The sequence below is a fragment of the Pararhodospirillum oryzae genome (genome assembly GCF_007992075.1).
Taxonomy (GTDB): Bacteria; Pseudomonadota; Alphaproteobacteria; order Rhodospirillales; family Rhodospirillaceae; genus Pararhodospirillum; species Pararhodospirillum oryzae.
Window position 1 is genome coordinate 1 of record NZ_BJZO01000110.1, and the last position, 11,089, is coordinate 11,089.

Consider the following 11,089-nt stretch of genomic DNA (forward strand, 5'->3'; position numbering starts at 1 on the left):
TTGGTATTAGCCCACGGTCCAGGCCCCAAGGGGACCAGAGCATGCGCGCACTGACCAATCTGTCGTCGTTGTCAAAGGCGTTTCTCGTCGTTTGCGTCCTGAGCGGGGTAAGCCTGGCCGGACTCATCCACGCCGTGATTGAAGCATCGATTTTTGATCTGGTCTTGGACGGCCTTTTGTGTGGTTTGTCCTTTCTTGCCCTGTATTGGCTGATTTTCGCCCGGCGCAGCCTGAACAAGGCCATCGTCGCCCTCGACAGAATGGCCCAGGGGGATCTGGGGGTGCGGGTCCTGGGGGTCCGGGGGCGGGGCAACATCGGGCGCTTGCTGCACAACGTGAACCGGACCTTGGATCTGACCGAGGACTTCGCCAACGAAGCGGACGCCGCCATGGCCGCGTCCGCGCGCGGGGTTTATTACCGCAAGATCCTGCCCCGGGGCCTGCGCGGCCAGTTTGGCCGGCATGCGACGAGCATCAATAAAACCGTCGATGTCATGGGCCGGCAGGCCGACGAGCTGGCAACATTCTCGCGGCGCATGCTGGAGGACGCGGTGGGCGTCTCGATCGCGGTGCACGAAGGCGCGATCGCCAACGCCCGGGTAGGGGCGGGCATCAAGATCTCGCGCGTGCAAGCCGAAAACATGGCCGTGGCCACCGAGGAAATGGTGGCCGGCATCAGGGAAATGGCCGAACGATCGGAAAACGTGGTCAGTCTGTCGCAGTCGGCTCACGCCCTGACCGCTGAATCCCGGGGCGCGGTGGACGCCGCGATCGGGGAATTCGGCGCGGTGGAACGCACGGTGGGCGACGCGGCCCGGCAGGTGAGGGTGCTGGCCGAAGCCTCGGACGCCATTGGCGCCATCCTGGCCTCGATCCAGCAGATCGCCCACCAGACCAATCTGCTGGCCTTGAATGCCACCATCGAGGCGGCAAGGGCGGGGGAAATGGGCAAGGGGTTCGCCGTGGTCGCGGGCGAGGTCAAGGCCCTGTCGAACCAGACGGCGGGCGCCGCCGCCGACATCGGGGCGCGCATCGAGGCGCTGCGCACCGAAATGACTGCGATTGTCGAAACCATCACCCGGGGAACCGAGGCCATCGCCCGGGGACGCGACACCATGGGCGCGATGGGCCAGCGCATGGGCGAGATGGACACCCTGGTGGGCGACGTGACCGGACGCATCACCGAAATGTCGCGGGTGCTGATCCAGCAGGCCACGGCCACCAGCCTGATGTCCCAGGGCATCGAAACCGTGAGCCAGCAGATCAGCAGCAACGCCGACGCCATCGAGCACAGCTCGCAGGCGCTTCAAGGGGTGGGTGAAAGCATGAAAGCACTGCTGGCCCTGCTTTCCACCCGGCCGATTCCCGACAACATCCTGATGATGGCCAAGGTCGATCATGTGTCGTGGAAGCGTTACCTCGCCTTGGTGCTGCTGGGCCAGGAGGCGGTGCCCGATCTGAACGACCTGCGCGACGAAACCACGTGTCGCCTGGGGCAATGGATCCACGGCGAGGGCTCGCTTCCCTACCGGAACGCTCCCGCGTTCGCCGCGCTGTCCGATCCGCACCACCGCGTTCATCACTGCGGGATCGAGGCCATCAAGGCATTCAAGGCCGGCAATGCCGATCAGGCGATGGCCTCGTTCGAGCAGGTGAAAACGGCCTCGCACGAGGTTCTGGCCCTGCTGGACCAGCTGCGAGGCGGCACCGGCCGGGGCGCGTCCCGGTAGGGGAGCGAGAAACCCATGCGCCCCCACGGCCCGCGATCGCGCACGCGGTGAAATCAGGAACAAGACAGGAGGCAAGGAGTGGGCTGACATGGGGATCCGTCCCGAACGAGAGTGTTCCCATGATCAACCTGTTTTGTTCTGCTTTTTTGCTCGGCCTGCTGTTCAACGTGGCGCCCGGCGTGGTGTTCGCCGAAAGTCTGCGGCGGGGGCTTGGGGGAGGATACGGGCCGGCGCTCGCGGTCCAGATCGGTTCGCTGGCCGGTGATCTCACCTGGGCGGTTCTGGGGCTGGGGGGCGCGGCGGTGCTGTTCCGGCTGCCCTACATCGAAACGCCCCTGGCCGTGGCGGGGTCGATCCTGCTTGCGTGGATGGCGTGGCAGGCGGGCCGCGATGCCCTCGGCCCGTGCCCGGCCGTGCCCACCGGTGCCTCGGGGGGGCTGGACCGTTCGGCCCTGGTCAGTGGCGCGGCGTTGTCGCTGTCCAATCCCCTCAACATCACCTACTGGGCCGCCCTCGGCGGCACCATCGCCGCCCTGGGCGTGGACAATCCCGACGGCCGGGCGTTTGCCGTGTTCCTGGGCGGGTTCATGCTGTCGTCGGTGCTGTGGTGCTTCGTGTGCGCGGGGCTGATCGCCTGGGCGCGCCGGTGCCTGGGGCCCCGCCTGTGGCGAGGCTTGAACGGGGCGTGCGCCGTGGGTCTGGCCGCCTTCGCCGGCCTGGGCTTCTGGAAAATCGCCTTCGGGGGGTGACGCGCTTTCTGGCCGGCATGGTCCCCGTTCCGGCGGAAGGGACGGGGCCCCCCTCATGAACCGGGGGGGGGCGGTTGCGCCTTCCCGGCCTTTATTCGTCCTCGGCCCCGGCCCATTCACCCACCCGGGCCAGGTGCTGATAGGGGTTGAAGCGCGGAGCATGGTCGGGGTGGGGGCGGGCGAGGTAGGGGGTTTCCGGGCGGTCGAACACGGCGATCAGGCCCTTGAGGCCATCCAGGGCGGTTTTGGCGGCCTCGGCGGGATCGGCGGTGGCCAAGCGGGCCTGGCCGCCTTCGCGGGTGCCGGTCAGGCGCCAGAAGGCCAGTTCCCCGACCGAGGCGTTGCCGACCTCCTTGAAACCGCCACGCTGGGCCAGGGCGGCTTCCAGGGGCAGTTGCGGGGCGAGTCCGGCCCCGATTTCCCGGGCCGAAGGGGGCATGCCGGTCTTGTAGTCGATGAGTCCCACGGTGCCATCGCGGCGCCGTTCCAGGCGATCGGCGGTCGCGGTAAGCAGGAAGGAGCCGGCCGGGCCTTCAAGGGTCAGGCGGGCCGTGGCTTCGGCCCACACGCTCAGCAGATCGGGGCGGCGGCGGACTTCCTCGCGGGCGATCCAGGCGGCGATGCGCTGGAAGCGGGGCCACCAGAAGGTGCGCACGCCCGGGCGGGCCATGTGATCCTTGAACCGCTCGGTGCCCAGGGCGATCAGTTCCGTCTCGACATTCTCGGGTAGCGCCTCGGGATACTTTATCACGAAGTCTTCCAGGGCTTTGTGGATCAAGGTGCCGTATTCGGCCCGGCTGGGGTCGGCGTCCAGGGGATCGAGGGGGCGCAACCCCAGGATGAATTCTGCATAGATGGCGTAGGGGTCGCGCATCCAGGTTTCAACCCGGGTGGCCGACAGGCGGCGGGGACGGACCTCCACCGGCGGGCACGGCGCCGGTTGCGGGGCGCGGACCGGTGGCCCTTCGGGCTGCTCCAGGGCGCGGGCCCAGGCGAGGCGCGCGGCGCCGGCGGCCCGGGCCCGGGCGAAGGCCTCGCCCAGCCCGGCGGCGCCCACGACGGTTTGCAAGCGGGTGAGCCAGCGCGAGGGCACGGTGGGCGAGCCCTCCACCCGGGTGCTGCGGGTCAGCACCAAGGTGGGGGCGTGCAGGGCCTGGGCGATGTCGTGGGCGGCAAGCCCCACCCGGCGTTCGGGCTGGGGCAGGCCCAACACGTCCATCATCGGGCGGCTCATCCAGGGGCCGGTTTCCACCTGGGCCGGCCAGGTGCCTTCGTTCAGCCCCCCCAGGATCAGCACGTCGGGGCGTTGCAAGCGCGCTTCCAGGGGGCCCCACAGGGCAAGGCGGGGATGGCGGTCGAAGCGCGGGCGCACGATGCCCTGGCCGATCAGGGCATCGAACAGGGCCGGGTAATGGCGGGGCGCCAGGTTGTCCAGGGGGGGGGCGGCCTCGGCCAGGGCGGCAAGGGCCAGGGCGGCGGCCTCGCCGGCCTCGCCGGCCCACAGGCGGGCGGGACCGGGCACCAGAACCCCGTCCACCCGCGCGGCGGCCAGGGCCTCGGCAAAGCGCAGGTGGGCTTCCAGCAGGTCGGCCAGGGGAGCGCCGGGGCGGGCCATCACCGCGATGAAGGGCGCCGCCAGCGCTTCCAGCCGGGACAGCGCGCGCGAGAGCGAGGCGTGGGTGCGCGGCGCGTCCTTGGCCAGGGGTGCCAGGGCGGCGGCAAGACCGGCGAACCCCGGGGCCGGGCGCGGGCCGCGCAGAACCTCGCGGTCCAGGCGCCGCGCCCGGGCGCGAAACACGGCCGGGGCCTCGCCGCCAGCGGCCAGCGGGTGTTGCAGCAAGGCAAGCAGGGGGACGGGCGCCAGGTTTTCGGCCACCGCGTGGGCGGCCAGGCGCAGGAAGGTGCCGACGGGGGTCAGGCCCAGGGGCTGGCCGGCGCTGTCGTCCACCTGCATGCCCCAGCGGTCGAGCGCGGCCACGACCCGGCGCGCCAAGGTGCGGTCGGGGGTCACCAGGGCGGCGGTGCGGCCCGGGGTTTCCAGCGCCTCGCGCAGAACAACGGCGATGGCGGCGGCTTCCTCGCGCTCGGTGGGGGCCTCGACAAGGCTGAGTCCCTCAAGGGCGCCGGCCAGCTCGGGGGCGACGGGGCCCAGGTGGCGCCAGGCGTCGGTGGTGGCGGCCGGGCGCAGGGCCTCGCTGACCAGCCGCGCGCGTGCCGGGCTCGCGCACCCGGTCAGGTGGGGCAGGTCCACCCCGGGCGGCGGATAGGGCCGCACGTCGGCGCGCGTGAGGCCCAGATCCTCCAGCAGCCGGCGCAAGCCGGCCTGGGGGTGGGTATCCTCCAGCGCGTTCCAGCTTTCCTCGTCCAGGCTGGTATCGAGGCCGGGCAGGATGACCAGGCCCTGGGGCAGGTCCGCGATCACGCGCAGCAAGGCAGCCGTGGCGGGGATCGAGCCGGTGGACCCGGCGGCAAGGATCGGCCCGGCAGGGGGATGACGCGCCCAGGCGGCGGCCTGGCGGGCCAGAACCCGGTTGCGGTGCTCGGCCGCGTCCAGGGCCCCATGGGCTTCCAGGAGGGGCGGCCACACCGTGGTCAGCAGGCCCAGGAAATCGACGGTCAGGTGCCAGTGCCGGGCCAGTTCGGCGGCGCGCGGCGCCTCGCGCAGCAGGTCGGGCAGGCGGTTCAGATCCACGCCCTCGGTCTGGGCCTGATCGAGCAGGCGGGCGAGGTCGCCGGCCAGGCGGGTGGCCTGGGCCGGGGTCATGTCGGGGCTGCGCGCCAGGACCAGCCGTGTCAGCAGCACGAGGCGCGTGGGACCGGGCAGGGCCGGGGGCAGATCCAGGGTCTCGCCCCGGCCCGCGCCCAAAGGGTCGGCGCCCAGGGTTTCCGCCCCCAGGGTCTCGTCTTCCTCCAGGTGGCCCAGGGGCACGATGCGCGGCGTCAGGCTGGCCTGGCCTCCCTGGGCGCGCAACAGGGCCTCGCGCAGGGCGCGGCAGGCGCGCCGGGTGGGCAGCAGCACGGTGGCCGAGGCCAGGGCCAGGGGGTCGGGATTCCGGCCCAAGGTGGCGATCAGCCCGGCGGCCAGGGTGTCGAGAAAGGGCAATGCGGCCGGGATGCTGGCAACGGCGGGCATGGGCGGATCCTTGGCAGCGCGGGCGGAACGCGGGGGCTCCGCCCGCCCGATTCCGGGGGCGGTTCCCCCGGGCGTGGCTCCGGCACGCGCCGCGCGCCGGGCCTGGGCATTGTAGCCTTGCGCGCGGGGGCGGCAAGGGGGGCGGCGCTTACCCTTCGGCGTTGGCGGGCAGGCCGCCCACCATGACCAGGGTGCATTCGCCCAACTCGATCAGCAAGGGGGCGGCTTCCAGCATCAGGCCCTGGCTGGCCGGCTTGCGGGTCAGGGCGAGCCGGGCCACGTTCAGGTCCAGTTCCTCCTCAAGGGCCGGGTACTGATAGTACGTCACCGACAGCCTGGCGCCATCCGGGAACGGCCCGCCGGGCGAGGTAACGGTAACCACCAGATCACCCGAGAAGTTCGCGGGCGCGCTGGCATCGAACCCGGTGATCTGGTTGCCCTGGGCGTCGGGAGCGGGAAGGGTCAGGGCCTGGTCGATCCGGCACGCGACGTTCGAGCACTGGGCGTTGACCGCGGTGCCCGTCGCAAACCCCCGGCCCAGAATCCGGAAGTGAAAATAGGCCGGACTCTGGTTGGTGTTGCCAAAGCGGTAGGTGCGGATGATCTGGGTTTTCTGGTTGGGGGCGTAATCGATGTTGCGCCAGCCCACGGCCGGGTTGTCCTGCACCCATTGGGTAAAGGCCGCGTTGGAGGGGAAGCGGGCGGGAATCGTGACCGGATGGGCCGGGGTTTGAAGGACGGCGATGGTGCAGTAATGCGCCCCCGGCGGCAGCCCGGTGAGCAGGAACGCGGGCGAGGAAAGGGCAACCCACCCGGCGGCGATGGTCGGGCTCCCCCGGCCATCGACCAGGGGCGCGGTCCCGCTGCCGCTGGCGGTATTGACCCGAGTCCAGGTGTTGGGCAGCAAGAACAGCGAGGCATCGGCGTAATACAACGACGCGGTGCCGCTCGCGGCCTCCCGGCTCAGGTTGCGGGCCCGCACATAGATGTTGTTGACACCCCCCGTGACGATGGGCTCGCCCAGATCGGGGCCGTTGTACCGGGAAACGGCGGTGTCCCAGTCCAGAAGCTGGTCGCGGTAGGGAATGATGTCCGGCGACTGGCACGGGTTTCCCTGGGAGGGAATGGAACCCGGGTCGTTGAACGTGTCGCGAACAAACAGGTCGTCGTACAAGGCGCCGGCGGGAGCCGTCCAAAACCGGAGTTTCTGGTCCATGGTTTTCGTCCGGGCGGGGGGTTATCCGGTCGGCGGGCGGGCCTGGTCCTGGATCTGCCTGTCCACCAGCGTGGCCAGCGGCAGAACCGAAACGGGTTCGTCCCCGATGCTGCGGATGGTGATCATCAGGTTGTGGCGCACGAAACTGACGAACGACACAAAGTCGCCGTGTCCCTTGAAGGCCACGTCACCCAGGGCCACCTCGGTCAGGCGGGGCACGGTGACAGCCGTGCAATGGGACAAACGGTCAAGCAAGGCCAGCCGTGCCTCGTCGTGGCTCGCGCATTCGTGCACGCTGACCTCGGCCCGGCGGTGGGGATGGTCCGGTTGCCGGAAGAAATCGGTGTAGCCCGACGGATCGTAGGCGGCGCGGCGCTCGAAGATCCATGCGCCGGCCTCGTCGCGGGCCTCGTCGGGGGGGAGCAGGGCGAACCCCCGCACCTGGGGCACCGCGTCTTCGGCCGCGCGGGCCAGGGGGCGGGGCCACTGGTCAAACCCGAAGTGCTGCCTGGCGGCCTCGCGCCATTCCTGTTCGTTCATGATCGCGCCTCCTTACACAACGGGCCGCCGGCCGGAATTGGTATTGTCCTGACTGCCTTGCGGCACGCAGGCCGGAATGCCCCGGGCGGTGTTGGCGGCCAGGCGTTCGCGGTACGTGGTTCGGGTGAGCGCCGCCGCCAGGGGCACGAAGGGCGAGGGGCCGGGGCCGAACACCGAAAACGGCACCCCGGCCGGCAGGCCCGCCGTGTGGGGGGTGGTTTCCCAGGGATAGTTTCCCGTATCGTAGCGCAGGCAGGCATCGTACAGGGGATCGGCGTAGCTGCACGTTCCTGTCCAGGCGACTTCGTGAAAGCGAAACACTCCCCCCGATCCAGTCGAGCTGTCCATGAAGGGTTTTTTCCACGTCTCGGTGCCAAGGGCCAGGATCTGGTTGCATTCAAACCCGGTGCCCGAGCCCATGATCGCGGCGCACACGTTCGTGCCCAGAATGTTCGCGAACGTGGTCACGATGGTGGCGCAGTCGGTGCAATTGACCACGCGGCCCCGGCCTCCCCGCGTTGCCAGGAAATCCAGGAAATCGGTGCACAGGAACTGCCCGAGGCCCCAAAACCCGCTCGTCGTGTAGGCGGGCGCTCCGTTCTGGGTATCGTACACCAGACCGAGACCCGCGTTGACCCTGACGGTAACGGCTTCCAGAACCTGCTCGCGGGTGGTGGCCCCGCTGGCCCAGTCGCAGGCATGATCCAGGACCCTGACCCAGGGAAGTTGCGGATTCGCGCGGCCGCCAGTCTGTTGCCAGGGTTGGGTGGGCAGGTCCAAGGTCACGTATACCCGGTGCCGGGTGGTTGCGCACTCCACCCACATTTCGGTGTCGATCTGGTAGTACCATGTCCACTCGACGTCCTGGCGGCGCACGCCCCCGGCGGCCAGGGTGTGGTGGGTCAAGGGCAGATAAACAACCGCCGTGGTGCCCGCGAAAATCAGGGGGGTGGGGTCGATGGAGCCCAGCAGGCCGCCGCCGACGGCCCGGATCTTGACCGTTCTCGGGGTCGCTCGGGAGAGCGTGACGGTGGCTCGAATCCAGGGCGTCCGGTCAGAAACCACCGAAAGAGCGTAGGCGCACGGGGCCTCGGTGGGTTGGATCCGGCCGGGGATCCACTCGGGCACCGGGAGGGGTGTTGCGAAATTCTCCCGGATCGGCAGGGCGTTGCTCGGGATGCCGGCGGGATTGAAATCAAAGGCAAGGCTGGTCAGCGTGACGCTTGGCAAGGGTTTGCACTTCTCCGGCCGGGCCAGCCAGGCCACGACAAGAGCGGCAACCGTGGCGGCCAGCGTGGCAACGAGACGGGCACTCGCCACCCCGGAGAGGCAGGCCACGATCTGGACGACAAGGCGGACGATCATCCAGACGCCGACCTCCAGCAAGGCGACAAGAAGGCGGCGCAAGTATCCAGTTTTGTATAGCGCGGCTCCGACATGTATGACGCCCGCCGCCGTCAAACCCGTTCCCATGGCCCCCATGGCTCCGGCCACGGACGACTCCTTCACGGCCTCGCCCAGGAGCGTCACGGCCTTGGGGGTTGACCTGGCGCCAAGACCCGTCACCGCGTCGATGAAGCCCACGACGAGGATGAGGAGCACGTTGATTCTCCACAGCGTGCAGTCATCAATGGCGTGGATGGAGGCGCGGAAGACCACGGTGGATTCGGTGGGGCCGTGCGCGACCAGCAGCCGTTCTTCGTTGATTTCGTGGCGGGTGATCAGCAACCCCAGGCCGGCGGGATCCTCGGCCAGCGTGCGCCGGGCCTTGCGCCAGGCATTTTCAACCAGAGCGCGATCGTCCGGATCGGTGAACATGGCGATGTCGCGGGCCATGGAGTCGTCCAGGATGGCGCCGTGGGTGCGCTCAAGATCGCTGAAATCCAGCCCGGCGCGCAGGCTGGCCATCAGCCCGGCTTCCAGCCCCGCGTCCAACGGGACGCTATCCTCGCGTGCGAGGCGCGGGGGCATGGGGGGCGTCACGGGAGCCGGACTCACTTGGCCCGACAACAGGGCGCCTTCCGCCAGGGCCACGGGGGCCCCCTGGAAGAAGTCGCCGACAAAGCCATGCACAAAAACGTAGGCCGCTGCCAGGCCTTCGGCGTCGGGCTCGGGGCTTGCGGCCATGGCCGCCTGGATCTGGTCCGCGCTCAGTGCCCTTTTCCACACGTCCACCTCGCGCACGAAGCCCTGGAAGGTCCGGGGGGCCAGGGCATCGGCGCTCACGCTGCCCGCCCCGATCAGAAGCTCGCCGCGCGGTTGGGACAGGGGAAGGGGCGGGCAGGCCTTGGCGCTGTCCAGCACCCCGTTGAGGTACACGCGCAAGGTGGTGCCGTCGAAGGTGGTGGCGACGTTAATCCAGCGTTTCATGGGAAGGGAGGCGGTTGACAGCAGCCGCTGCCAATCCTCCCCGCCCGACCCCCGCCGCGACAGGACCTTGACCCGATCCGTCCCCGGCTCTTCTTGCACGCACAGGCCCATGCCGGTTTGCAGGTCGGGGTCGCTGTTCACGAAAATCGCATGGGGTTCATCGGGGGCCGCGGTGACGAACACCCACGCCTGCACGGTGTAGGGATCGATACGGGCGCCCCCCGGATTGGGAAGGGGCTCTCCCATCGGGCGGACAAAGCCCCCCGCCCGCAGGGAAACGGCCGGTGTCACCTGAATGAGGCGGGCGTTGTTTTCAAGCGTGATGGCGTGGGCCGCCGCACCCCGGTCGATCGGCGGATTGACGGTGAAATCCAGATCCACGAGCACCGTGCCCTCGGGCGGCGGGCCGAACATGGCCCTTTGGACCGCTTCAGCCTCCAGGACCGTGTTGTATACCCGCACCTGGCGCACGAAGCCCTGCAAGGCGCGACCAATCACCACCGGGTTGGGGCTGGGGGCCCGCGTGGGCATGGCGCTTTCGCCGCTGTTGAACTGGCCGTCCAGGTACAGGCGCACCATCGATCCGTCGAAGGTGACGCACAGATAATGCCAGCGGCCGTCCTTCAGCGACGGTTGCGCGGGATCGGACACGATCACGGGACCGCCGGCGAAGTGAAAGCCGATCAAGGATCCCTGACTGCCAAACCAGAAAACCCCCTCTTGTTCCAAGACCGTGGTCCGGGCGGCCAGCCCGTTGAAGCGGATCCAGGCATCAAGAGTGAAAGGCTGGCTTTCAGAAATTCGAGAGGCGGCGTCGGGCGCGAGGCGCGCCGACGACAAGGCATCCAGGTCCATCGCATTATAGCTGCTGACCATCGAAGAGACATCCTGCAAGGTCATGGAGGCGCTCCTTGCCCTTGGGCGTCAGGCATCCCGGTATCGGGAGGTGTCGCATGGGGCTGAAAACAACGAGATTCCGCGATTTATTATGATGGAAATATTGAATTATAATGAATATATTATGTATTTATTTGATTGATTCGCGAAAGCTGATGATTAATTTCATAGAAAAAATTTTTTTTATTTCAATAATTCGCTGGTCTGTCCGTCCGGTCTTGATTTGTTTTTTCAGTATTATCCACCGGAGGAGTTCGAGCAACTAGAAAAGATTTTTTTGTGTTAAATCGTCCTTTGGTGGCTTCGTTCATCGCGCGAAGGTTCGGACCATAGTTCGATGTCCGAAGACGAGAGTCCGTCGGCTTCAGAGGGAAGGAGACAGACTGTGAATCCCTTTGTTTGAGTCTGTCTTTTCGGGAAAAGCGGTGTCCTTCTTTCCCTGAAAAACTTTAGA

The 11,089-nt window shown here is 68.4% G+C and carries 6 protein-coding genes; 2 read left to right on the forward strand and 4 right to left on the reverse strand.

The window, feature by feature from the left end; translation table 11 throughout:
• Positions 1–41 precede the first annotated feature (41 nt).
• Both ROR02_RS14715 and ROR02_RS16680 read left to right on the forward strand, forming a co-directional pair.
• Complete coding sequence (locus ROR02_RS14715; protein WP_147164803.1) at positions 42–1,730, forward strand: methyl-accepting chemotaxis protein; 1,689 nt, start codon at positions 42–44, stop codon at positions 1,728–1,730.
• A gap of 119 nt (positions 1,731–1,849) precedes the next feature.
• Positions 1,850–2,479 (forward strand): LysE family transporter, encoded by a 630-nt coding sequence (locus tag ROR02_RS16680; protein WP_170245140.1) that lies wholly within the window; start codon positions 1,850–1,852, stop codon positions 2,477–2,479.
• Positions 2,480–2,570: 91 nt separating this feature from the next.
• Here ROR02_RS16680 and addB read toward each other — a convergent pair whose 3' ends face one another.
• The 4 genes from addB to ROR02_RS14740 all read right to left on the reverse strand — a co-directional run bounded on the left by addB (position 2,571) and on the right by ROR02_RS14740 (position 10,638).
• Positions 2,571–5,612, reverse strand: coding sequence for a double-strand break repair protein AddB (addB, locus tag ROR02_RS14725; RefSeq protein ID WP_147164805.1), 3,042 nt, complete (start codon positions 5,610–5,612; stop codon positions 2,571–2,573).
• A 148-nt stretch (positions 5,613–5,760) separates the two neighbouring features.
• Positions 5,761–6,828 (reverse strand): hypothetical protein, encoded by a 1,068-nt coding sequence (locus tag ROR02_RS14730; protein ID WP_147164806.1) that lies wholly within the window; start codon positions 6,826–6,828, stop codon positions 5,761–5,763.
• A 21-nt stretch (positions 6,829–6,849) separates the two neighbouring features.
• On the reverse strand, positions 6,850–7,368 hold the full coding sequence (locus tag ROR02_RS14735; RefSeq protein WP_147164807.1) for a hypothetical protein: 519 nt from the start codon (positions 7,366–7,368) through the stop codon (positions 6,850–6,852).
• 12 nt (positions 7,369–7,380) lie between these two features.
• Positions 7,381–10,638: a LamG domain-containing protein gene (locus ROR02_RS14740; protein ID WP_147164808.1), complete on the reverse strand. Its 3,258-nt coding sequence runs from the start codon at positions 10,636–10,638 to the stop codon at positions 7,381–7,383.
• Positions 10,639–11,089 lie beyond the last annotated feature (451 nt).

Excerpts from the sequence above, each read along its gene's own strand:
- ROR02_RS14715 (WP_147164803.1), top strand. The coding sequence starts at position 42 with ATGCGCGCACTGACCAATCTGTCGTCGTTGTCAAAGGCGTTTCTCGTC.
- addB (WP_147164805.1), bottom strand. The coding sequence starts at position 5,612 with ATGCCCGCCGTTGCCAGCATCCCGGCCGCATTGCCCTTTCTCGACACC.
- ROR02_RS14735 (WP_147164807.1), bottom strand. The coding sequence starts at position 7,368 with ATGAACGAACAGGAATGGCGCGAGGCCGCCAGGCAGCACTTCGGGTTT.
- ROR02_RS14740 (WP_147164808.1), bottom strand. The coding sequence starts at position 10,638 with ATGACCTTGCAGGATGTCTCTTCGATGGTCAGCAGCTATAATGCGATG.
- ROR02_RS14730 (WP_147164806.1), bottom strand. The coding sequence starts at position 6,828 with ATGGACCAGAAACTCCGGTTTTGGACGGCTCCCGCCGGCGCCTTGTAC.
- ROR02_RS16680 (WP_170245140.1), top strand. The coding sequence starts at position 1,850 with ATGATCAACCTGTTTTGTTCTGCTTTTTTGCTCGGCCTGCTGTTCAAC.